This is a genomic window from Flavobacterium aestuarii, from assembly GCF_040049115.1.
GTDB classification, from domain to species: domain Bacteria; phylum Bacteroidota; class Bacteroidia; order Flavobacteriales; family Flavobacteriaceae; genus Flavobacterium; species Flavobacterium aestuarii.
On sequence record NZ_JBDLZZ010000014.1, the window covers coordinates 95,202 to 119,060 of the forward strand.

At 33.5% G+C, this 23,859-nt stretch carries 18 protein-coding genes; 12 read left to right on the forward strand and 6 right to left on the reverse strand.

Translation table 11 applies throughout. The annotated features are described in order from the left end of the window. The first annotated feature begins 96 nt into the window (after positions 1-96). From ABEG11_RS14575 to ABEG11_RS14620, 10 genes are all read left to right on the forward strand, one after another. Entirely contained in the window at positions 97-825 is a 729-nt protein-coding gene (locus ABEG11_RS14575; RefSeq protein WP_348824902.1) for an LOG family protein, read from the forward strand. Positions 826-964: 139 nt separating this feature from the next. After that, entirely contained in the window at positions 965-3,790 is a 2,826-nt protein-coding gene (locus ABEG11_RS14580; RefSeq protein WP_348824903.1) for a gluzincin family metallopeptidase, read from the forward strand. A gap of 183 nt (positions 3,791-3,973) precedes the next feature. Further along, on the forward strand, positions 3,974-6,382 hold the full coding sequence (locus ABEG11_RS14585) for an alpha-ketoacid dehydrogenase subunit alpha/beta (RefSeq protein ID WP_348824904.1): 2,409 nt from the start codon (positions 3,974-3,976) through the stop codon (positions 6,380-6,382). Between the two features lie 82 nt (positions 6,383-6,464). Beyond that, positions 6,465-7,145 carry a peptidoglycan DD-metalloendopeptidase family protein gene (locus ABEG11_RS14590; RefSeq protein ID WP_348824905.1) on the forward strand — a complete coding sequence of 227 codons (681 nt, stop codon included), beginning with the start codon at positions 6,465-6,467 and terminating at the stop codon, positions 7,143-7,145. A 43-nt stretch (positions 7,146-7,188) separates the two neighbouring features. After that, a complete protein-coding gene (locus ABEG11_RS14595; RefSeq protein WP_348824906.1) occupies positions 7,189-7,665 on the forward strand; it encodes a nuclear transport factor 2 family protein in 477 nt (158 codons plus the stop codon). After that, positions 7,662-7,925 carry a hypothetical protein gene (locus ABEG11_RS14600; RefSeq protein ID WP_348824907.1) on the forward strand — a complete coding sequence of 88 codons (264 nt, stop codon included), beginning with the start codon at positions 7,662-7,664 and terminating at the stop codon, positions 7,923-7,925. Before ABEG11_RS14595 ends, ABEG11_RS14600 begins: the two co-directional genes overlap by 4 nt. Continuing rightward, on the forward strand, positions 7,912-8,109 hold the full coding sequence (locus ABEG11_RS14605) for a hypothetical protein (RefSeq protein WP_348824908.1): 198 nt from the start codon (positions 7,912-7,914) through the stop codon (positions 8,107-8,109). The genes ABEG11_RS14600 and ABEG11_RS14605 overlap by 14 nt, the downstream gene beginning before the upstream one ends. Positions 8,110-8,479: 370 nt before the next feature. Then, positions 8,480-10,714, forward strand: coding sequence for a formate C-acetyltransferase (gene pflB, locus ABEG11_RS14610; RefSeq protein ID WP_348824909.1), 2,235 nt, complete (start codon positions 8,480-8,482; stop codon positions 10,712-10,714). 98 nt (positions 10,715-10,812) lie between these two features. Further along, positions 10,813-11,595: a pyruvate formate-lyase-activating protein gene (pflA, locus tag ABEG11_RS14615; protein WP_348824910.1), complete on the forward strand. Its 783-nt coding sequence runs from the start codon at positions 10,813-10,815 to the stop codon at positions 11,593-11,595. 37 nt (positions 11,596-11,632) lie between these two features. Further along, positions 11,633-12,808 carry an OFA family MFS transporter gene (locus ABEG11_RS14620; RefSeq protein WP_348824911.1) on the forward strand — a complete coding sequence of 392 codons (1,176 nt, stop codon included), beginning with the start codon at positions 11,633-11,635 and terminating at the stop codon, positions 12,806-12,808. A 57-nt stretch (positions 12,809-12,865) separates the two neighbouring features. Here the strand turns inward: ABEG11_RS14620 and ABEG11_RS14625 are convergent, their stop codons facing one another. The 6 genes from ABEG11_RS14625 to ABEG11_RS14650 all read right to left on the reverse strand — a co-directional run bounded on the left by ABEG11_RS14625 (position 12,866) and on the right by ABEG11_RS14650 (position 21,079). After that, the gene (locus tag ABEG11_RS14625) at positions 12,866-16,051 is read right to left on the reverse strand and encodes a starch-binding protein (protein ID WP_348824912.1); all 3,186 of its coding nucleotides are present in this window, start codon (positions 16,049-16,051) and stop codon (positions 12,866-12,868) included. A 271-nt stretch (positions 16,052-16,322) separates the two neighbouring features. Next, positions 16,323-16,901: an NAD(P)H-dependent oxidoreductase gene (locus ABEG11_RS14630; protein ID WP_348824913.1), complete on the reverse strand. Its 579-nt coding sequence runs from the start codon at positions 16,899-16,901 to the stop codon at positions 16,323-16,325. Between the two features lie 64 nt (positions 16,902-16,965). Then, positions 16,966-17,529 (reverse strand): Crp/Fnr family transcriptional regulator, encoded by a 564-nt coding sequence (locus ABEG11_RS14635; RefSeq protein ID WP_348824914.1) that lies wholly within the window; start codon positions 17,527-17,529, stop codon positions 16,966-16,968. Between the two features lie 38 nt (positions 17,530-17,567). Next, on the reverse strand, positions 17,568-18,458 hold the full coding sequence (locus ABEG11_RS14640) for a Ppx/GppA phosphatase family protein (RefSeq protein ID WP_348824915.1): 891 nt from the start codon (positions 18,456-18,458) through the stop codon (positions 17,568-17,570). A 53-nt stretch (positions 18,459-18,511) separates the two neighbouring features. Continuing rightward, entirely contained in the window at positions 18,512-20,587 is a 2,076-nt protein-coding gene (gene ppk1, locus ABEG11_RS14645) for a polyphosphate kinase 1 (RefSeq protein WP_348824916.1), read from the reverse strand. Positions 20,588-20,593: 6 nt separating this feature from the next. Next, on the reverse strand, positions 20,594-21,079 hold the full coding sequence (locus ABEG11_RS14650) for a SixA phosphatase family protein (RefSeq protein WP_348824917.1): 486 nt from the start codon (positions 21,077-21,079) through the stop codon (positions 20,594-20,596). A 931-nt stretch (positions 21,080-22,010) separates the two neighbouring features. On the opposite strand from ABEG11_RS14650, the gene ABEG11_RS14655 reads away from it, so the two are divergent. Both ABEG11_RS14655 and ABEG11_RS14660 read left to right on the forward strand, forming a co-directional pair. Next, the gene (locus ABEG11_RS14655) at positions 22,011-22,265 is read left to right on the forward strand and encodes a hypothetical protein (RefSeq protein WP_348824918.1); all 255 of its coding nucleotides are present in this window, start codon (positions 22,011-22,013) and stop codon (positions 22,263-22,265) included. 134 nt (positions 22,266-22,399) lie between these two features. Beyond that, positions 22,400-23,859: PKD-like domain-containing protein (locus tag ABEG11_RS14660; protein ID WP_348824919.1), on the forward strand; the 1,460-nt coding region annotated here is incomplete at its 3' end.

Genomic DNA, 23,859 nt, shown 5'->3' on the forward strand with positions numbered 1-23,859 from the left:
AAAGGCATTAGCCAACAGGCAAAACCAAAAATCTAAAATATCAATAAATAACTAATTACTAATGGCTAATGACTATTGCCAAATTACTAAACATATATGAAACTACAAGATTTTGATAACGACGAAGACAAAGTAATTCAAGACAGTTTTAAACAAAAAACATGGAATGAGATTCGAACCAATGACAGTTGGGGAATTTTTAAAATCATGTCCGAATTTGTAAATGGATATGATACCATGGGACGTATTGGTCCTTGCGTAACTATTTTTGGTTCGGCCAGAATAAAACCAGAAGATCGTTATTATCAGTTAGCCGAAAAAATTGCTTTCAAGATAAGTAAAGCCGGTTATGGCGTAATTACTGGCGGTGGTCCCGGAATTATGGAAGCAGGCAATAAAGGAGCACATCTGGGCGGAGGAACTTCGGTAGGTTTGAATATCGAATTGCCTTTTGAACAGCATTTTAACCCGTATATTGATAGGGATAAAAACTTGAATTTTGACTATTTCTTTGTTAGAAAAGTAATGTTTGTAAAATATTCGCAAGGATTTGTGGTAATGCCGGGAGGTTTTGGAACCTTGGATGAATTATTCGAAGCTATTACCTTAATCCAAACCAAGAAGATTGGAAAATTCCCAATTATATTAGTGGGAACTGCATTTTGGTCAGGTTTGATTGATTGGGTTAAAGCTGTTTTACTAGAAAAAGAACACACGATAAGCCCAGATGACCTGAACTTATTCAAAATTGTAGATACCGAAGATGAAGTTGTTGATGTCCTGGACAAATTCTATAAAAAGTATGATTTGAGTCCCAATTTTTAAATACTAAGAGCCGTTTTAAAAACGGCTCTTTTATTTTAACGGCTTTCAGTGTATTTTATCTGTATAATACTGAACTTTTCTTAATTTTTCGTAAATTGTATTAGCTTTATACGATTAAAAAACAAATACCAGTCCCAGATTGAAAACTTTCGGTAAAATTATCCTGTTTCTTATTGTTTTTTCTGCCACTCAAAAACAATATGCACAGCATCAATCCAAGATGTCTGTTATGGCTGATATGAAGCATAATACACTAACTGTCAATCAGGAAATTACTTTTTACAATCAATCCAATGATACTCTAACGCATATTGTACTGAATGATTGGAACAATGCTTTTTCAGAAAAAGATAGCCCAATGGGCAAAAGATTTTCGGATGAGTTTTATAATAAGTTTCATATGGCATCGGCTGATGATCTTGGCGGAACTATCAATTTAATAATTGAGGATACAGATCAAAAGTCTTTTACTTGGGAAAGAACAAAAAAAAATCCCGATTATATTACTGTTTCACTGAACAGCGCTTTGCTTCCCAATCAAAAAGTGAAACTGCACCTTACTTATGCAGCCAAAATCCCTAGTGACAAATTTACCAAATATGGCCATTTTGAAAAATATGGCATGCATCTCAAGAACTGGTTTATCACACCTGCACGCTATGAAAACAAAAAGTTTATAAAATACAGCAATGAAAACTTGGATGATATAGCGAATGCTGTTTCAGATTTTGATATTGATCTAAAAATTGATGGAAAAAATGCCGTCACTACCGATTTGAGTATCGATCAGATTACTCAAAATGAGAAAGAAACCAATATCAGATTAACTGGAAAAAACAGAAGCGATTTCAATATTGTTATAGAAAAAGAATCAAGCTATTCCAGTTTCAAAATTAACAATCTGGAAGTTTTTACCAATATCAGGTCAGGAAGATTTACCGATTCGATCAAAATTGAAATTATAAAAAGGATTGCAGATTTTAGCAACAATCAAATTGGAATATATCCTTTTGACAAAATAGTTATTTCAGAAGCTGATTATGAAAAAAATCCTGTTTATGGTTTGAATCAATTGCCTAAGTTTATGCGTCCCTTTCATGAAGATTTTTTATTTGAAATAAAATTTCTGAAAACGTATTTGAACAATTATCTCAAAAACAGCTTAAGGCTGGATTCCAGAAAAGACAATTGGATTTATGACGGAATTCAAATATTTACTATGATGAACTACATAGATAAATATCATCCTGATAGCAAAATGATGGGGTCAGCCTCCAAATATTATCTGCTCAGAAGTTTTAAAATGGCGCAAACTGATTTTAATGGACAGTATAGTTACTATTATATGCTAATGGCCAGAAAAAATCTAGATCAGCCACTAAATGCTCCTAAAAATACGCTGATAAAATACAATGTCCAAATAGCCAATAAATACAAGGCTGGTTTGAGTATTCATTATCTGGATGATTATCTGGGAGATGATATTGTTTTATCTGGAATTAAGCAATTTTATGAATTAAACAAGCAGAAACAAACAAACCGAAATGATTTTGAAGAATTGCTGAAAATGAAAGCCTCAAAAAATATCGACTGGTTTTTTGATTATGTTATTGATAGCAGAGAAACAATTGATTACAAATTTGATGCAGTTTCAAATACCAAAGACAGTGTCACATTTACAGTAAAAAACAAAGGTATTCCTGTGGTTCCGATGCCTGTATTTGGAATTAAAGACAAACAGGTTATTTTTAAAAAATGGCTGGAAACCAGCCAAATAGACAGCGTTCTTACTTTTGAAAGAAAAAATATTGATAAACTGGCTCTTAATTATGAAAATGAAGTTCCTGAATTTAATTTGAGAAACAACTGGAAATCATTAAAGGCATTTTCATTAAATCGTCCTTTAAAAATGACTTTTTTTGAAGATTTGGAAGATCCGCATCGCTCACAATTATTTTATGTGCCAACTCTTTTTTATAATAAATACGATGGCTTTTCTCCAGGCGTTAGTCTTTATAATTATAGTTTTTATGATAAACCATTTATGTTTGTCCTTAATCCTATGTATTCCATTAATACAAAATCCATTATTGGGAGCTACACATTTGCATACAATCAATACAGGAGAGAAGGAAGCCTGTACAATATACGGTACTCCATAAATGGCTCTTACTATCACTATGCCCCAGATGCTGCTTATTTTAAGTTATACCCTACCCTGTCTTTATTTTTGAGAGAACCCAATTATCGTGATAATAGAAAACAGGCTATAACGCTGAAATATAATATCATTTACAAAGAACCATCGGCTATAGTAATTGACAGTACAGATAATTATTCTATTCTGAACCTAAAATATTTCAACATAAAAACCGAAGTTACAAGTCATGTCAAATTTTTATCGGATCTACAGGTTTCGGGCTATTTTGGCAAAATAGCCACCGAAATGGAGTATCGAAAGCTGTTTAATGATAATCGGTATTTCAATGCCAGAGTGTATGCAGGAACTTTTTTATACAATAGTAATAATACTGAAAATTATAACTTTGGCGTTTCCAGAGTAAACGATTATATGTTTGATTATGCTGTATATGCCAGATCAGATACAACGGGAATCTTAAGCCAGCAATATATTCATTCCCAAGGAGGTTTTAAATCTTTTCTAAATCCGGCTGAAGCCAATCAATGGCTGACAACTGCAAATTTGAGTTATTCTATGTTATGGAATTGGGTTGATGCGTATGCGGACTTTGGCTTTGTGAAAAATAAAGGAGTTTCAAATGAGTTTTTATATGATAGCGGAATCCGTCTAAATCTGGTTCAGGATTACTTCGAATTGTACTTTCCTGTTTATTCCTCGAATGGGTTTGAACTGTCAGAAAAAAATTATGGAGACAAAATTCGTTTTATCTTTATTTTCAACCCAAAATCATTAATTAATCTTTTTACCCGAAAATGGTTTTAATTCAAAATAAAAACTTTAAATTATTGAATTATTATTATAAAATCAAAACAAAATTACTTATTTGATAAAAATACATTCATTTTACTAAAAATTATTTGCCAAAAAAATATAAAAATACAGAATTACACAATGCCATCTAGATAGTTTTAATTAAATTTGCAGCATTAAAGCTATACTTTGATTATGATAAAAGAAAAAGTCGATACTAGTTTAACATTTGAAGATTTCAAGACAGAAGTCTTAAATGACTACAAAACCGCCATAATAAGCCGAGAATGCAGTTTGTTAGGGCGTAAAGAAGTATTAACCGGAAAAGCCAAATTTGGTATTTTTGGTGATGGCAAAGAAGTACCACAGCTTGCCATGGCAAAATGCTTTAAAAATGGAGATTTCCGCTCTGGCTATTATCGCGACCAGACTTTTATGATGGCTATTGGCGAATTGACAATTGAGCAGTTTTTTGCTGGTTTATATGGCCACACTGATATTGACCTCGAACCCATGTCTGCGGGAAGACAGATGGGGGGACATTTTGTAACCCATAGCTTGAATGAAGATGGATCATGGAAAAACCTGACTCAGCAAAAAAATTCTAGTGCCGATATTTCACCTACAGCTGGACAAATGCCTAGATTACTGGGACTGGCACAAGCTTCAAAAATATACAGAAATGTTACTGATATCCCAAATGCTGATCAGTTTTCTATAGGAGGAAATGAAATTGCCTGGGGAACAATTGGAAATGCCAGTACATCCGAAGGATTATTCTTCGAAACTATAAACGCAGCAGGAGTACTGCAAGTGCCTATGGTAATGAGTGTCTGGGACGATGAATACGGTATTTCGGTGCATGCAAGACATCAAACAACAAAGGAAAATATTTCTGAAATATTAAAAGGATACCAAAGAGAAGAAGGAACAAATGGCTTTGAAATACTAAATGTAAAAGGCTGGGATTATGTTGATTTAGTTGCAACTTATGAAAAAGCTGCACAAATAGCACGTGAAAATCATATTCCAGTTTTAATTCACGTAAATCAATTAACACAGCCTCAGGGACATTCCAGTTCAGGATCGCACGAAAGATATAAAAATGCTGCCCGATTAGCTTGGGAAAAAGAATTTGACTGCATCCGCCAGATGAAATTATGGATGATTGCCATTAATATAGCTTCACCTGAAGAACTTGATGCAATTGATTTAGAAGCTAAAAAGCAGGTTTTTGAAGGAAAAAAAACGGCATGGAATGCATTTATTAGCCCAATAATAGAGGAACAAAATGAGCTGATTGCCATTTTGGAAAAAATCTCAGCTGGCAGTGCTAAAAAAGATGAAATCCAAAAAAAGATTTCTAGCCTAAAAAGCATTAAATCTCCTTTAAAAAAGGAAATAATGATAATTGCCAGAAAATCATTGCGCCTCGTCGTCAATGAAAATGATAAAATGGAATTATCTAATTGGATAACCAGCTATATCAATAAAACACAGCCGAAATTTAGCAGCAACTTATTTTCTGAATCGGACAAAAATGTTTTTTCAGTTAAAGAAATTTTGCCTGAGTATCCTGTCAACGCCATTGCTGATACAGATGGAAGGATGATTTTGAGAGACAATTTCGATGCTCTTTTTGCAAAATATCCCGAGGCATTAATTTTTGGTGAAGATGCTGGAAACATTGGCGATGTAAATCAAGGGCTTGAAGGAATGCAGGAAAAATATGGAGAGCTGCGCGTTGCCGATGCTGGAATTCGCGAAGCCACCATATTAGGACAAGGAATTGGAATGGCATTAAGAGGACTGCGTCCAATTGCCGAAATACAATATTTAGATTATTTGCTATACGCTATCCAAATCATGAGTGACGATTTGGCTACATTGCAATATAGAACTGTTGGAAAACAAAAAGCTCCATTGATAGTCCGTACTCGTGGACATCGTTTGGAAGGCATCTGGCATTCAGGTTCTCCAATGGGTATGATTATCAATGCCATCAGAGGAATCCATGTGTTAGTTCCAAGAAACATGACACAGGCTGCCGGCTTTTATAATTCATTATTAGAATGTGATGAACCCGCTCTAGTTATTGAATGCTTAAATGGCTATCGACTGAAAGAAAAAATGCCTTTAAACTATGGTGAATTCAAAACTCCTATTGGCGTTGTAGAAACACTAAGAAAGGGAACCGATATTACGCTTGTATCTTATGGCTCAACTTTGAGACTAGTCGAGCAAGCCGCAAAAGAATTGTACGAAGAGGGTATTGACTGCGAAATTATTGATTTGCAATCATTACTTCCTTTTGATATTCATCACGATATTGTTAAAAGTATTTCAAAAACAAATCGTTTATTGGTTATTGATGAAGATGTACCAGGAGGAGCTTCAGCTTTTATTTTACAGCAGATTATTGAAGATCAAAATGCCTATATCCATCTGGACAGCAAGCCACAAACCTTGACAGCCAAAGCTCACAGACCTGCTTATGGTACAGACGGAGATTATTTTTCAAAACCTTCGGCTGAAGATATCTATGAAAAAGTATATGAAATGATGCATGAAGCAAATCCTTCTAAATTTCCTTCCCTGTATTAAAATTAAAAGCAATAATACCAATCCCAACCATAATCGGTTGGGATTTTTTTTATCTTTATTCTATCCTATTTTTATCAATCAAATGAAATCCTTAGAAACCTTATTTTTAGATTTAAAAGACATCAGAGTTATTGACAGCTCAATCCCCTATTCCCGATATTTTCCTGTAGATTTATCTGAAAATAATCCAGAAATCAACAAATTAATTTTTTTTGATGCCATAGCTTTTGAAGAATACATTGAAAATTTTTTAAAAAATAACAATGCAGAAATTGCATATGGAGGTTATAATGAAGTGCGAAATTTATACAAGCGAAGCACTGTTTTTAATAGTTCCAACTCAGAAGAGCGAAATATCCATCTAGGCCTGGATTTATGGATAAAAGCTGGAACTCCAGTATTAGCAGCATTAGATGGGAAAGTACATAGTTTTCAAAACAATAATAATCTGGGAGATTATGGCCCAACAATTATACTGGAACATCAGTTAGAAAACTATATTTTTTATACATTATATGGCCACTTGGATCTAAAAAGCATAGAAACAATAAATGTGGGGGATTTATTTGCTAAAGGACAGCAGCTGGCATCATTAGGAGATGCCACCATAAATGGCGATTATGCACCTCATTTACATTTTCAGATTATAAAAAACATTGATTCCTGTTTTGGGGATTATCCTGGCGTTTGCAGTAAGACAAAATTAGCGTACTATCTGGAAAATTGTCCTGATCCTAACTTGTTATTGAAGATTTTCGAGTAAATTTATGACTTCAAAAACAATTTAAACTTAAACTTTTTTGTAAATGAATAATAACGAACAGCTGATTCATAAATTTTATACCGCTTTTGCAAATGCTGATGCACAGACTATGTGCGAATGTTATCATAGCAATATTCAATTTGAAGATCCTGCTTTTGGCATACTAAAAGGCAAAGATGCATGCAGGATGTGGACAATGCTGTTGGAAAAAAGCAAAGGAGACATAAAAATTGAATTTTCTGACATCAAAGCAGATGAATATTCAGGATCTGCCAAATGGATTGCTACTTATAATTTCAGCAAGACAAATAGAAAAGTAGTCAATGTAATTCAGGCAAAATTTCAGTTTCGTGACAGCCTCATTATAAAGCATACCGATTATTTTGACATTTGGGAATGGTCTAAACAAGCCTTTGGCTTTAAAGGATTTTTATTAGGATGGACAGGATTTATGCAAAAAGAAATCCAGAAACAAGCCATAGCATCATTAAAAAAATACTCTAAAAAACATACCGCATGACAGTAGAAATTATAAAATCACTATTAAACAGAGATCTTAACAAATTAAAACTTGAAATCGATTCTTATCATGATGAAAGCAAAATCTGGCATATTGAAAAATCAGTCTCCAATTCTGCCGGGAATCTTTGTTTGCATCTCATTGGCAATTTAAATACTTATATAGGAGCACAAATTGGAAATACTAATTACATTCGGAACAGGGATCTGGAATTTTCTGCAGCATTAGTTCCAAAAACAGAGCTCATTGCCCCAGCTTGACGCTACAATAACAGTAATTAATGAAGCTATGGACCAGCTAAATGATGAAGATGTGCAGCAGGAGCATCCATATCTGGTTTTCGAAAATAAAACTTCAATAGTTCATTTATTAATGCACCTCACTTCACATTTAACCTATCATTTGGGACAAATTAATTATCATAGACGTTTATTAGATAATTAATATTTTAAGTTTAATTTTCGGATAATGAAGTATTGATTTGTTATTGAAATAAACACAAAGTTCAAAAAAAAGCATTTTTTTGGTATCAGACTTTGGCAATTTGAATACAAACATTCATTTTGTATTTTTTTTAACAAAAATAAACTTATTAATAAAATAAAATATAAAATTTATCTATAACGTAATAGATATAAAAAATAATCATTAAAATAAAGAAAACTATATACAAACAACTGTTTAATATTAAATACTTTAAATTTTATTTAAAAATAAATATCCGTATAAATACTGCCCCAAAATTCCGTAAATTTACTAGTATAATTCAACAAAAAATTGAAAAACAGACGATAACTTAATAATACTATTTAAAATGAAAAGCGCGACTGAAACATTATATTTTAAAACAGGGAATTGGAACAATTCAATTGATGTATATGATTTTGTTTTGCAAAACATTTCACCGTATGAAGGTGATCAAAATTTCTTAGCTGGGCCATCAGATAGAACGACCAGATTATGGAATATTTGTAAAGAAAATTTACTGAAAGAAAGAAAGAACAACGGATGTTTAGCAATCGACACCAATGTCATTTCAAATCTTACTTCATTTGGTCCAGGCTACATTGATAAGGAAAATGAAGTAATTGTAGGTCTTCAGACTGATCAGTTATTAAAAAGAGCGATGAAGCCTTTCGGGGGAATCAAATTAGTACAATCTGCGGTTGCAGAAAGAGGTCTTACTGTTTCTGATGAAGTAGTTAAGATATTTAATTATGCCAAAGATCACAATCAGGCTGTATTTAGTGCTTATGACAGTGAAATTAGAGCATACCGTTCCAAACACTTATTAACAGGACTGCCTGACAATTATGCAAGAGGAAGAATCATTGGTGATTTCAGGAGAGTTGCACTTTATGGTGTAGACCGTCTTATCGAAGCAAAAAAAGAAGACTTTGCTGCCATAGCTGGCGAAATGACTGATCACAAAGTACGCCTTAGAGAAGAAATCACAGAGCAGATCAAAGCTTTGCAGGATATGAAAATAATGGCAGGTTCATACGGCATTGATATTTCAGTTCCGGCAAGCAATGCAAAAGAAGCTGTTCAGTTTACTTATCTAGCTTATTTAAGCGCTGTAAAAGAACAAGATGGCGCTGCAATGTCTTTAGGTAACGTTTCATCATTTTTGGATATTTATATAGAAAATGATTTAAAATCTGGTTTAATAACTGAAGAAGAGGCACAAGAGTTTATCGACCAGTTTGTTATGAAACTTCGTCTGGTACGTCATTTGCGTCCAGGAGCTTACGATGAAATTTTTGGTGGAGACCCAACTTGGGTAACTGAGGCTATCGGTGGACAGCTTAACGATGGAAGAACAAAAGTTACCAAAACTTCATTCAGATTTTTACAGACATTATATAATTTAGGAGCTTCTCCTGAACCAAACTTGACCATCCTTTGGTCACAAAGCCTGCCTCAAGGTTTTAAAGATTTTTGTGCCAAAGTTTCTATAGACACTTCTTCACTTCAATATGAGAATGATGATTTAATGCGTACCAACAGAGGATCTGACGATTACGGTATTGCCTGCTGTGTATCTTATCAAAAAATTGGAAAAACAATCCAGCATTTTGGAGCTCGTGCCAATTTGCCTAAAGCTCTACTTATGGCTTTGAACGGCGGACGCGAAGAAGATAAAGGATCTGTTGTTATTAAAAACATCCCTCAAATGGCTGATGGTGTACTTGACTATGATTCGGTGATGAATATCTTCAAGACTACATTGGCAGAAGTGGCAAGAGTGTATGCAAAATCAATGTATATCATTCATTATATGCATGACAAATACTATTATGAAAGAGCGCAAATGGCATTAATCGATAGTGATCCAAATATTGATATTGCTTATGGAGCTGCTGGAATTTCAATTATTGCCGATTCCTTATCTGCTATAAAATATGCAAAAGTAACTCCAGTAAGAAATGACATTGGTTTAACTGTGGATTTCAATATCGAAGGAGATTTCCCTAAATTTGGAAATGATGATGACCGAGTAGACAGTATCGCACAGGAAATCACTACTATTTTCATAAGTGAATTAAGAAAACATAAAGCATATAAAAACGCTACTCCAACCCTGTCTTTATTAACTATCACATCAAATGTAATGTATGGTTCTAATACTGGTTCAACGCCAGACGGACGTAAAGGAGGTGAAGCATTTGCTCCAGGAGCAAATCCAATGCATGGAAGAGATACAAATGGAGCTATTGCTTCCTTAAATTCTGTAAGCAAATTAAATTATGAAGATGCTCAGGATGGTATTTCGTATACTTTCACTATGGTTCCAAAATCATTAGGTTCTGATAAAGAAGAACAAGTAGATAATCTGACAACGATTTTAAACAGCTATTTTGGACGAAATGCACATCATCTAAATGTAAATGTCTTAGATAAAGAAACTTTGATGGATGCTTACAACCATCCTGAAAATTACCCTCAGTTAACAATAAGAGTTTCTGGATATGCTGTAAACTTCGTCCGATTGTCAAAAGCACATCAGCTTGAAGTTATTACCAGAACTTTTCACGAAAGTTTGTAAATTAGCCACTAACCTATAAACACAGAATTAACCACATTAACCTGTCTAAAAAAACAAATCAGTTAATTTAGGCAGGTTTTTTTAAACCTATTTATTGCATGTATTTTCCGCAACAACAATATACTGATGATTCAATAGATGCACATAATCCTGACTTACTTCGAATCCATTCTATTGAAACATTAGGAACTCATGACGGCCCTGGAATCAGAATGGTCATTTTTGTACAAGGATGCCAATTTAGATGCCTGTATTGCCAGAACCCCGATACTCTGGATATTCATGGCGGCAGTTTCATACCTATTGAGGAACTCGTTGAAAAAGCATTGCATCAAAAATCTTATTTTGGCAAAAAAGGAGGAATCACCGTTTCGGGCGGAGAACCTTTGCTGCAAAGAGATAAATTAATTCACTTTTTTGACCGTTTGCACGAAAACGGAATTCATACCTGTCTAGATTCGAATGGAAGAGTGCTGGATTCTAAAACGGAACTGTTATTAGAAAAAACTGATTTATTGCTATTAGATGTCAAACACATTAATAAAGAATGGCATAAAAAACTTACCGGAGTAAAAAACAAAACCACACTCAGGCTTGCAGAATATAGAGAAAGTACTGGAAAACCAATGTGGCTCCGTTATGTGCTAGTGCCTGGCTGGAGCGATCAGGAAGAATACCTGCATGAATGGGGACAATATTTTACGTCCTATAAAACGATAGAAAAAGTCGAAATCATCCCTTTCCATCAAATGGGAAAACACAAGTGGGAAATGCTGGGCCTGGAATACCAATTGGCAGACACCATACCACACACAGCCGAAGAAGTAAATAAAGCGGCAGAAATATTCAGGCAATATTTCAAAAAAGTAAAAGTCAAATAAAACAGTTCAAGAATATTTTATAAAAAATTATACAATTATGTCAAAAAATAAATATTTGATTGTATTGGCAGGAATGGTTATGCAATTGTCAATAGGCTCTATTTATGCATACAGCAAGTGGATAGAACCTTTAACAAAAGAATTAAACTGGGATGCCCATGATACCAAAACAGGATTCAGCCTTGCCATTTGTTTCTTAGGATTAACAGCCGCATTCATGGGTAAATTTGCCCAGAAAATTGGTCCAATGAAATCTGGATTAATTGCCACCTTGTTTTTAACCATTGGATTATTAGGAAGTTCTCTGGCAGTCAATATAGGTTCAATGAGTTTATTTTATCTGACATATGGTGTTTTGCAGGGCATTGGTTTAGGATTTGGATACATTGCACCGGTTTATACAGTTGTAAAATGGTTTCCTGATCGTCCGGGATTGGCTTCTGGAATTATTATTATGTCATTTGCATTGGGATCTTTATTGGCTTCTTTTTTAATTGGTCCTTTATATACTTCAATGGGACTGTCTGGTGCCTTTACTGTTTTAGGAATCGGTTACGGAATCTGTATGCTCTTGAGTGCTTTGTATTTGGCAAATCCAATAAGTACAGCAGAAAATCAGCACGCAAATATCGATTTGACTCCAAAACAGATAATAACAGACAAAAGGTTTATCGCCTTGTGGTTATTATTGTTTCTAAATGTATGCGGTGGCATTGCCATAATCTCAAAAGCTGCGGTTTTGGGAGAAGAAGTTGTAGGAATGACTTCTGCACAAGCCACAGTTTTTGTTGCTGTTATAGGGTTGTTTAATGGAATTGGACGTTTATTCTGGTCAAGTATTTCAGATAAAATTGGCTGCTGGACTACTTTTATGATTTTCATCGGAATCAATGCCACCTGTTTCGCTTTAATTCCAACTTTTTCAACCAGCCAAATTTCTTTTCAAACTTTAACCTTTATTATTATTGCTGGTTATGGAGCAGGTTTTGCAACTATGCCTTCTTTTGTAAAAAGTATTTTTGGAGCTGAAAAATACGGTCAGATACTTGGTTACACGTTGACAGCCTGGTCTGCTGCTGGATTTGCTGGTCCATTATTATTAGGCTTAACTGCAGATATTTCAATTTTTTATTTATTTGCAGTATTATTGCTTTTTGCTCTATTTATTGGGTTATGGCTCAAGACATTATTATTAAAACCAGTTGCATCATAAATATAAAAAAGCTCAAACTAAAAATAAGTTTGAGCTTTTTAGATTTTAAATCAATAGTTATTTTTTTATAATTTTCTGTAAATATTCCTGACCATCTCTAAAATGAATCTTAACAAAATAAAGACCTGATGGCAAACTATTTACATCAATAGTATTACTGCTTACTTTTCCAGCTTGAACTGCTGTTCCAGTGTTAGACATGATCTGATAATCCAAAGCTGCTACATCAGAATTAATCTGCAGTAGATTACTTACTGGATTTGGATATAATGATATTGATGAGCTTTTGGCGGCTGCTGCCTCTTTTTTTGTTCCAATTTTAGAAGTACTTGCTACCCAAGTATATGAATAACCATCTGTTTTATTTAATAAATCTGCAGTTTGATTAGCAGTTCCACTAGAACCGTTATTAAAGATCAAATTTACTGATGTAGGCCCAGTTATGGTATACCTATAAAAACCATTTACATCAGCTGTCATAGACACACCAGGCCAAGTGGTATTTGCAGTGCTTCCTGTTGGAACCGCATTCCAATAATGTACTTTTGGTATTCCTGTCCATGTAGTTGGAGGTTTAAAATAAACCGTCAAAGTTGGAGTACTGACAAAGGAATAAACTTCTGTTTTTACTGCCGAAGATGTTCCTGCGGTATTTACAACTAATGCTTTTACTGTCGTGTTAGCAGTAATTGATAGTGTTTTTGTTCCAACTGCCGATGCCGAAGAAACAGTTGGTATTGTTCCATCCAAAGTATAATAAATTGTAGATGTATTTACATTGGCAGTCAATACCACATTTACTGCTGTTCCTGCAGAAAATGTTCCTCCAGCAGACAAGATTGTCAAATCTGGCGCTACAACTGGACATCTGTTAGCAGGTTCAGCGCTTAACCAGCTTGAATCATAATATTTAATTCCGGCTGTTGCTGTTAAATCAGCTGTTTTCAAAGTTCCATCATTGAAAATTAAACTTGAAGCACTCACTGTGGATGGAAAAGTAAATTTATACCAATCTCCGCAATCCTGCGTCATAGCAGTTCCTGGCCAAGTAACTGCAGGAGCAGTTCCTGTTGTTGCCCAATAATACACTTTTATTGACGAAGCCCATGATGATGGCTTTTTGAAATAAACAGTAAAGGTACTTGGAGTGGTAAAAGTATAGGTTTCAGTTTTTATTGCTGAAGAAGTGCCAGCTGTATTTTTAACAAAAGCTTTTACAGTAGTATTTGCAGTTACGGCGAGTGTTTTTGCTCCAACTGCAGATGCTGAAGCCGTAGTTGGTGTGGTTCCATCCAAAGTATAGTAGATTGTAGATGTATTTACATTGGCAGTCAAAACAACATTTACTGTTGTTCCAGTTGTAAATGTTCCTCCAGCTTGCAATATTGTCAAATCAGGAGCAACAACAGGACATCTGTTTGCTGGCTCTGCACTTAACCAAGCCGAGTCATAATACTTAATTCCAGCAGTAGCTGTTAAATCAGCGGTTTTCAAAGTGCCATCAGTAAAAATGATATTGGAGGCACTTACTGTTGATGGGAAAGTATATGTATACCAATCTCCACAATCCTGTGTCATGGCAGCTCCCGGCCATGTTAAAGCTGGAGCGGTTCCAGTGACTCCCCAATAATAAATCTTCATTGTAGACGCCCATCCAGCAGGTTTTTTAAAATAAACCGTAAATTTTGGCACAGCAGCAAAAGCATAATTCTCTGTATACACAGTAGAAATGACATTAGCAGTATTTTTTACAAAAGCTTTCAAAGTAGTATTTGCTGTAATAGAAAGTGTTTTTGTTCCAATAGCAGAAGATGAGGCAGTAGTTGGAGTCGTTCCGTCTAGTGTATAAAAAATAGTCGAGGAAGAATTATTGGCTGTTAAAACTACAGTTACTGTTGTACCTGTAGAAAATGTTCCGCCTGCTTGTGAATTAGTCAAGCTAGGGACATCTGGAACTGTTCCTTTATCCCAAATGGCAAAACCTGTTCCTGATAACTTCAAAGTCCAACCCGTTCCAGATGGCGACCAATTATCTGAACCTAATTTCATAGCTATCTTATCATCAATAATAGCTGCATATAAGTTATTAGTAGCTGCAACTATATTTAAGGCTGAAGTACTGCTCAAACCATTATCTTTTCTAATTTTAATCAATGCATCAATTTCATTTTTGATGCCCCAATTAAAATAATGCGGCCACCAAACCATTGGTATGCCCGGATGTGTTAATAAATATGCATATCCTTTTAGCACTTGATCCCCCGGAAAAATCCATAAATCCTGTCCATAAGGTTTTGGTCCTGTATCATGATTATCCAACATTGTCACAGCATTTGACGGCCACACCCCTATCAATCCAGATGCTTTTCCTGCTCCATCTTTTAAATAACTCAGATTATTATCTTTAAAAGCATTTTGCAAAGCACTCTTTGTAGAAAAATCAAAAGCAGTAGAAGAAGCCACAGCTGTGCCTGCTTTTGTATAATCCATCCATTTTACAATTCTGTTTCTGTCTCCTTCTAGTAATTCACCAACTGAAAAATAAGGATTTGTCGCATCATTATATTCCTTGATGTATTTACCGTCATATCCATGTACAAAATCATAACGCCATCCATCAAAACCTATATCATTTTTCAACCAGTTCATCCAAGTTTTAATACCATCTCTAACCGATGCATTAGAATGATCTAAATCTCTTGCTGCAGAAAATGAGCCAGATTCTCCTGCAGATTTTAAGCCTGCAGCAACGGGATCATAATCAGAGTTACCTGTTCCTTTTTGTCCACTGGCACTTATATTAGAGTTATTGCAAATGGACCAAGTTTCGGCTGGCGTATTCCATGAAGGTGTTGAAAAATCATACCATCCCAAGGTTCCGCCACGATGATTAATTACGATATCAGCAATTACTTTAATATTTTTTGAATGCAGATCAGTAATCAAAGACACTAATTGTGCCTGAGTTCCTTGTGCATTGTTCAAATCATACCATACAGTAGGAATATAGCCCATCCCGCCTGTTGATTTACTTGGTGGAGGAAGCCAAATAGCATCAAAACCAGCTGTCTGCAAAGTTGAAGAGCTGCTTTTGATTACTTCATACCATTTGGTAACAGATACATCAGTAGTCCAATGAAATCCTTGGATCATTACTTCTTTTCCAGTCGCTTTTGTTTGCGAAAAAACAAATGACTGCAAAAGAAAAGTCAAGAATAATAAAAAATAGTTTTTTAATTTCATAAGGTTAATTTTTGATTCATATTTGGTTAATATTATGTGAAATTAATAATAAATAGCATCATTTTTTACTTATTTAATTTTAATTCCTTAAAATACTAAGAATAATTAACACTCTAACGTTGTAGTATCAATTCTTGTTAATAAAAAGTTAATCAAAAAACAATCAAATGAATATCAGTAAATTATAATAAATTGCGAGCATCAATATATATTATATGAAAAAGGCTCAAAACTTAGATAAGTTTTGAGCCTTTCATTTTACTGCATCATTTTATTTAAGCTGTGTTCCCAATTGAAAAATTTTATGCAGCCATTTTTCGCGCTGTTTTTCATCAGAACTTTTAACTATTCCAACATAGGTAACTTTTACAGGTTTCACTCCGCAAAATTCCAATACTGCCTTTTTTAATTGATTGACGCTTGGTTTTGAATAGAATAAATAATAATACCAGCTTGGCTGATCAAGTGTAGTTATAATACGAGCCGTTTTTCCTTTCAATAATTTGTCCCACCAAATTGAATTTTCACGATATTGAAAAGCCATTCCGGGCAAAAACAGCCTGTCGATAAATCCTTTGGTAATAGCAGGCAGACCGCCCCACCAAACAGGATGAATCCATACCAAATGATCTGCTTTTTTGATTTTTTCCCACGAAGTTATTAAATCGGGTTCTAAATCAATTCTTTTTTGATAACCATACGCTAGATTTGGATTGAATTTCAAGTCAGCAATAGTTATTGTTTCGACACTTGCCTTAGTTTCTATTGCACCTTTTTTATATGCTTCTGCCAAAGCAGAATTAAAACTGGAAGGATTTGGATGACCATTTATAATTAATATATTTTTCATAAAGATAATTCTATTTTTAAACAAAAGTAGCTCATGAAAACTTTTTAAAAACAGGACAAATGTCCTAAAATACAACAGCTTGCCTTATTCGGCTTAAATGTCTCGCAGATATTCCCAGATAAGATGCTAAATAAATCAATGGAATGTATTGAATGTATTTTTGATGATTTACAAACAAAGCTTCGTATCGTTCTGCAGCAGATTTTTTTTGCAGAGAAGCAATGCGATTATGAAGATTTACTACTTCATATTCGGCAATCTTCCTGCCGATATCTGCCCATCTAAAACTGGAATTATAGAGATTTTCAACAGCTGATTTATCAATTATTTCTAAATCACAGTCGGTAATTGCCTGAATATTTTCATCTGTTGGTGTCTGTGTAATAAAACTCGAAAAAGCTGTCATAAATTCATTTTCAAAAGTAAAGCAATTAGTCATTTCTTCATCTTTTGAATTTATAAAAAAAGAACGCAAAATTCCAGCTTTTACAAATACAATTTCTTCACAGATTTGATTTTCGGTAATCAGATAATCGCCTCTTTTCAGTTTTCGTGTAGTGATTAAACTTTTTAAAAGCTGGCTTTCTTCTGGAGTTAATTGAAATAAATATTGAAAACTTTGTATCATGTTATAGAATTAACTGGATTCAGCTTTATCTGCCAAAATTAAATTTTACCATAATACATCGCTTTCACGATACCATCAGATAATCCAATTTTTGGTACATAAATCTGCCTTGCGCCACTCCATTTCATTGCATTGAGATAAATTCGGGTTGCAGGCACAATTACGTCTGCCCTGTCAGGATTTAAGCCTAATTGAGAAATTCTTTGTTCATAGGTCAAAGAATTCAAATAGGAGTATTGCGCATTTATATATATGTATGACAACGGTTTTTCCTGTAATTTACCCGACATTTTAAATAATTTATTGATATTTCCACCAGAACCTATCAAAGTAACTTCATCATAACCAGCGGTATTTTGCCTGATCCATTTTTCAATTTCTTCCCAGACAACATCGCAGACCATTTCATTCAACAATCGGACTGTACCTGCCTTAAACGATCTTGAATTGACCATTTTCCCATTAGAAAATAAAGTAAATTCAGTACTCCCCCCGCCTACGTCTACAAATAAATAGGTTTCGTCAGTTTTTAATAAATGATGCAAATCAGTCGATGCGATAATAGCTGCTTCTTTTTTGCCATCAATAATTTCTATTTTAATGTCAGCTTTCTTTTTTATCAATGCGACAACTTCTTTCGCATTGTATGCTTCACGCATGGCCGATGTAGCAAATGCCATGTACCGTTCAACTTTATGCACTTTCATCAAAAGATTAAAAGCTTTCATGGCATCAATCATACGATCAATATTTTCGGGAGAAATTTCGCCAACTGTAAAAGCATCCTGTCCCAGACGGATAGGAACGCGGACTAATGAACTTTTATTAAACTGCGGGTCTTTATCATCTTCTTCTACAATATTGGTAATCAATAAACGCATGGCATTCGATCCAATATCAATAGCAGCATATTTTTTAATTTTAATCATGTTCTCTAGGATACGATTTATATTTTAGAATTTAATTCTTAATTAGCGTTATCTTAATCTTCTTTTAGTTCTTCAATTAATTCAGCTTTTCTCTGGTAATATTTATAGGTTTCCCATTGAGCCCTAAAAACTGGATCATCATTTCGAACCCTATATTTATTGTCTAATTTATAAGAATGATATCTGGCTTTTACATTTCCTTTCCAGGCGATATCAAAATTATCAATCAATTCATTCTTTATTTCTTGATCATAAATGGGACACGTCACTTCAACTCTCGCATCTATATTCCGGGTCATCAAATCTGCAGAGGATATATATACTTCGGTAAAGCCGGCATTGCCAAAAATATAAACTCTCGAATGTTCTAAATAGTTATCAACAATACTGATAGCTTCGATATTTTCACTTAATCCTTTAACGCCAGGAATCAAGGAACAGATGCCTCTTACTTCTAATTGAATTTTTACACCCGCATTGCTTGCTTCATAAAGCTTATCAATCATGGGCAGGTCAGAGAGACTGTTCATTTTTAATTTCATGTACGTTTTTCTTCCTGCCAATGCATGACCAATTTCTCTGTCAATTAATTTAACAAAACGTGATCTTGTATACTGAGGCGAAACAATAAGATGTTTATAGCGCTGTACTTTATAATTGGTATCAAAAAAATCAAATATTTTGGAAATGTCTTTCAAGATTTGTGGATGACAAGTAAAAAGTGTTACATCTGTATAAATCTTGGCTGTAGCTTCATTGAAGTTTCCGGTCGAAATAAAACCATATCTTTTAATTTTATTTTTCTCATATCTTTCTATTACACAGACTTTACTATGAACTTTTAATCCTTTTATGCCAAATATAAGTTCTATGCCTTCGGTCTGCATCTGCTCCGAATAAGAGATATTTGAAGCTTCATCAAAACGAGCCTGTAACTCAATCTGGACAATTACTTTTTTTCCGTTTTGGGCAGCATTGATTAAGGAACTTATAATCTGAGAGTTTTTTGCCAATCGGTATAATGTAATTTTAATAGAGCTGACTTTTGGATCCAGAGCGGCTTCACGCAAGAATTTGATTAAATAAGAGAACGACTGATAAGGCGCATTCAACAAATAATCTTTTTCAGCAATTCTTCCTAATATGCTTCCTTCCAGGCTCAATCCAGGTACTGGAAGCGGATCATTTTTTTTATATAATAAATCAAATCTGCCAAGGTTAGGAAAATCCATATAATCCCTCCTGTTATGATATCTGCCTCCTGGAATAATGCTGTCAGTAGAATCGATATTCATTTTGTCAAGGAAAAACTTTAGAGTATCCTTGCTGATTTCCTGATCATAAATAAAGCGGACAGGCTCCCCTATCCTTCTGTCTTTTACACTGGTAGATATTTTTTCAAGCATACTTTTGCTCAAGTCACTATCTATATCCAATTGAGCATCTCTAGTGATTTTTATCATATGAGCAGACACGCTTTCATAATTAAAAATATTAAAAATACTGCTCAAATTCATCCGGATTACATCATCTATCAGAATTACATATTGCTTTTCATTACTTGATGGCAATACAACAAACCGATTAATCATTTTTGGTATTTCAATGATTGCATAACGCACTTCCTGATTTTTTTTCATCACAAGCTTTACTGCCAAGTATCCAAGCGAATCTTTTAATACAGGAAATTCTGCCAAATCATTCAGGATTATAGTTACCAGCTCTGGACTAAGTTTCTGGATAAAAAAATCTTTTAAAAAAACCTCTTGTTCTTCATTAATTTCATTTTCATGAACTATAAAAATATTTTCGGCTGCTAATTGCTCTTCTATATTATTAAGTATCCGCAGACTTTCGGACTGCTGCTGAATAACGATTTTTGTAATATCCTTAATTAGCTGCTGTGCGGTAACACCTCCAAAATATTTTTCGCCAGAAATACCGCTTAAGCTTAATCGCCTGATAGCAGCAAACCTAACTCTAAAAAATTCATCCAGATTATTTGAAAAAATCCCTAAAAATCTTAGTCTATCCAATAAAGGAACTGTGTCATCTGCAGCTTCCTGCAGCACTCGAGCATTAAAAGCCAGCCAGCTTTTTTCTCTATCAATATATTTTTGTTCAAACACTTTTATTTATTTTAAATCTCTGGGGAATACTGTTTTTTTTGTCTTACCTGTACTTATAGAATCCCAGCTATTGCTGTCAAATTCAATGTGTACAAATCCTGATGTAGGCACATTATCAATGTATACATCACCAAATTTATTAACAAAATTTGTAATAGCCTCGTTATGCCCGAATATTATTATGTTATCATTTCCATTGCTTTCAGATTTTATGATTTTTTCCAATTTTCTTTCATCGAAAGTGTATAAGTCATCTTTATAGAGTATGCTTTCCAAAGGAAAATTTATATTCTGTGCAAAAATCAAAGCCGTTTCAATAGCTCTTTCAGCTGTGCTGCTCCATATTGTATATGTTTTTGGCAGGAATTTACTTATATGAGAGGAAACTAAATGAGCATTTTGCATTCCTTGTGAAGTCAACGGTCTGTCTTTATCATGTAATGGTGCTTCCCAGCTGGATTTAGCATGCCGAATTAAAATTAGATTTTTCATATTATCACAACTATTAATTTTTAATACACAATATAATCCACAATATTGAATGCTCTTACAAATGATTTTTTATAAATATTCTGATATAGATTAATAGACAAGATATTTATAAAATTGATTAATGAATTACAATTTACAAAAAAGTTTAGAATATAAATTTAATTTTATTTTAAACAATCAATTTAATAAAACTTTTTTCTTACAAAAACAATTAAAAGATTCTAAATCTGTTTAAAAACAATGCTGGAATGCATTTTATACCGATAAAATAATCAATTATAACTATTTTATTGAATATTAATGATTTATATAAACAGAAATCAATTTTAATGCAATTCCAAGGAAAGAATTTTACTATACTTTCAATTATTGTTTTCTTAAAAAAATCATGTATAAATGAATATTTTTAAATAAAACAGTTAAAAAAATACATAAAATACCCAATTAACATTTAATTTGAAGCAATTTGCTTACAGCGAGATCTCTTTAACGAGTATTTAGGCTATTCAAGGACATTAATGTTGTTTTGTAAACAATCTTTATAAATTTGTTATATAAATAAAGAGTTAATACTTAATAAACTGTATAAATTCATATTATCAAAAGGCAATTTATTATTTTGATTTACCCCCAAATCTAAATTAAAATAAAATTAAAACCTACTTCTTTTTTTATTGATTTAACATTGAATAAAATTTGATTTAGTTTCCCCCAAATCTAAATTAAATGTATTACTAATCTACTTCCGTTTTATAATTCTGTACGTCTTAAATTTTGATTTAGTTCCCAAATCCAAATCAAAATTGCATTTAAAAATCTACTTCTGTTTTTATTGATTGCATAATATCAAATCATAAAGTTTGCTAAGATATTCTTTTCAAATCGATGATTATCAAGTTAACTGTTTGTCTCAAATAAAAAATCATCAAACATGAAATTTAACACTACCCTAAATTTATTGAAAGATTTTTTTTCCAAAAACATTAAAGAAAACAATTCTTTCTGGTCTTCTTTTTTTAAAAGAAACAGCTGGTTTATTCCTCTTGAAATCTCACAGGCAGTAAAACATAAATCTTTAAGATCTTTTCTAAAAGCTTTTTTTAATATTACTCAGGAAGTAAAAACTTCTAAAATTAAAGGCCGTCCTCCTAAAAGTTACTACACACTGCATATTTCTATTTATTGATTTTCAATCACAAATTATTTCTGGCGATTCAATATGAGCAAGCATTTATATGCTTTAATAACTGATTCTCTATAAAATAATTTAAAAAATATTCTCTCGTAATATACAGGTCATTCATATTAAAATCATTAAAAATGAAAACAAAAATTACCTATTTAAAAAATATATATTTGTTATTGTTCATTTGTATTTTAGGCTATCCTGCTATACTTGTTGCTCAGACTCCAATAACATGCAATTGTAAAGCAAGTGATTTAAATATTGCAAAGGTTGAGTTAGTATCTTCTGCCTTAAATCCGTTATCGACTGGTAATGATGATAAGTATATTCCTCTGGGTTCTTCATGTTCATCTGATACACCAGTAGATGGTATTATAAAAGTAACCATAAGTCAAAATGCCAATACTCGTTATGGAACAAATATTTATGCTGATGTATATATTGATAACCAATATCTAAAAACAATACATACTTGCAGTCCACTGGAAACGACAGGCAATTTTGTAATATATCTTGATGCCAATTCTGATAAAATTTCGTGGTTATGTGCAACAAATATAACTTTGAAGAATGTTTTCATCGGTTGGGGAAATTCCGCAGGAAGTAATGCTTGTACTAATGGCAATGAAAATAATCTTTGTTACACTGCTCCACACTGTTCTGAAGCTTCTCTTTCATCCACTTTCACCGTTATAACACCTCTAAATGCAAATTTTAGCACAGAAAGTACCTGTACTGGAATCAGTGAATTTAAAAATATTACTTTTAGTAGCACTTCAACAGGCGGGACATTACCCTACCAATATAAATGGATCATATTTGATGGAACGTCAACTACGGTTAGTGATTATTCTGCTAATGCTTCGTACACTTACACTCCAACAAGCAACCACAATTTGGATGTTACATTATCTGTAAAAGATTCTACCAATCCGCAAAAAACATCCAGCACAACACAAACTGGAATTGCAGTTGAAACTTGCTGCACAACTCCTAAGATCTGTAATAAAAATGCCGTAATATGTTCAAATACCGCTTTTACAATTGATCCCTCAGTATTTGTAAATGATATAGTCCCTAGTGGAACAACTTATACATGGTCTAATCCTGTAAGCAGCCCTGTTGGCGCTATTATTGGAGGCTCTGCTCAAAATAATGGTATTTTAGGACCAATAAGTCAAACTTTAATAAATACATCGAGCAGCCCAGCTACTCTAACTTATACGGTAATTCCTAAATCAGGACCATGTATTGGTTCTTCATTCAGCATCGTTGTAGAAGTGAAACCTGTTCTTTCATTAGGGCCAATTAGTTCAACAAATGTTACTTGTTATGGTAATTCTGATGGAACTGCATCAGTTGGTACAATTCTGGGTTCTGTAGATACAATCAATTATTTATGGAAAAACTCATCAGACATAACTATTGGTACAGAGTCATCAATTAATAATTTGACCGCAGGAACTTATACTTTAACAGTTTCCGATAATTGTTCCTCTAAATCTGAATCAGTAACCATCACACAGCCTGCCATAGCCGTATCGGTGAGCGGCACCGCATCGAATGTGTCCTGCTACGGGCTCTCCGACGGCTC

Excerpts from the sequence above, each read along its gene's own strand:
- ABEG11_RS14635 (WP_348824914.1), bottom strand. The coding sequence starts at position 17,529 with ATGATACAAAGTTTTCAATATTTATTTCAATTAACTCCAGAAGAAAGC.
- ABEG11_RS14575 (WP_348824902.1), top strand. The coding sequence starts at position 97 with ATGAAACTACAAGATTTTGATAACGACGAAGACAAAGTAATTCAAGAC.
- ABEG11_RS14640 (WP_348824915.1), bottom strand. The coding sequence starts at position 18,458 with ATGATTAAAATTAAAAAATATGCTGCTATTGATATTGGATCGAATGCC.
- ABEG11_RS14585 (WP_348824904.1), top strand. The coding sequence starts at position 3,974 with ATGATAAAAGAAAAAGTCGATACTAGTTTAACATTTGAAGATTTCAAG.
- ABEG11_RS14625 (WP_348824912.1), bottom strand. The coding sequence starts at position 16,051 with ATGAAATTAAAAAACTATTTTTTATTATTCTTGACTTTTCTTTTGCAG.
- ABEG11_RS14595 (WP_348824906.1), top strand. The coding sequence starts at position 7,189 with ATGAATAATAACGAACAGCTGATTCATAAATTTTATACCGCTTTTGCA.
- ABEG11_RS14590 (WP_348824905.1), top strand. The coding sequence starts at position 6,465 with ATGAAATCCTTAGAAACCTTATTTTTAGATTTAAAAGACATCAGAGTT.
- ABEG11_RS14655 (WP_348824918.1), top strand. The coding sequence starts at position 22,011 with ATGAAATTTAACACTACCCTAAATTTATTGAAAGATTTTTTTTCCAAA.
- pflB (WP_348824909.1), top strand. The coding sequence starts at position 8,480 with ATGAAAAGCGCGACTGAAACATTATATTTTAAAACAGGGAATTGGAAC.
- ABEG11_RS14600 (WP_348824907.1), top strand. The coding sequence starts at position 7,662 with ATGACAGTAGAAATTATAAAATCACTATTAAACAGAGATCTTAACAAA.
- ABEG11_RS14650 (WP_348824917.1), bottom strand. The coding sequence starts at position 21,079 with ATGAAAAATCTAATTTTAATTCGGCATGCTAAATCCAGCTGGGAAGCA.
- ABEG11_RS14630 (WP_348824913.1), bottom strand. The coding sequence starts at position 16,901 with ATGAAAAATATATTAATTATAAATGGTCATCCAAATCCTTCCAGTTTT.
- ABEG11_RS14620 (WP_348824911.1), top strand. The coding sequence starts at position 11,633 with ATGTCAAAAAATAAATATTTGATTGTATTGGCAGGAATGGTTATGCAA.
- pflA (WP_348824910.1), top strand. The coding sequence starts at position 10,813 with ATGTATTTTCCGCAACAACAATATACTGATGATTCAATAGATGCACAT.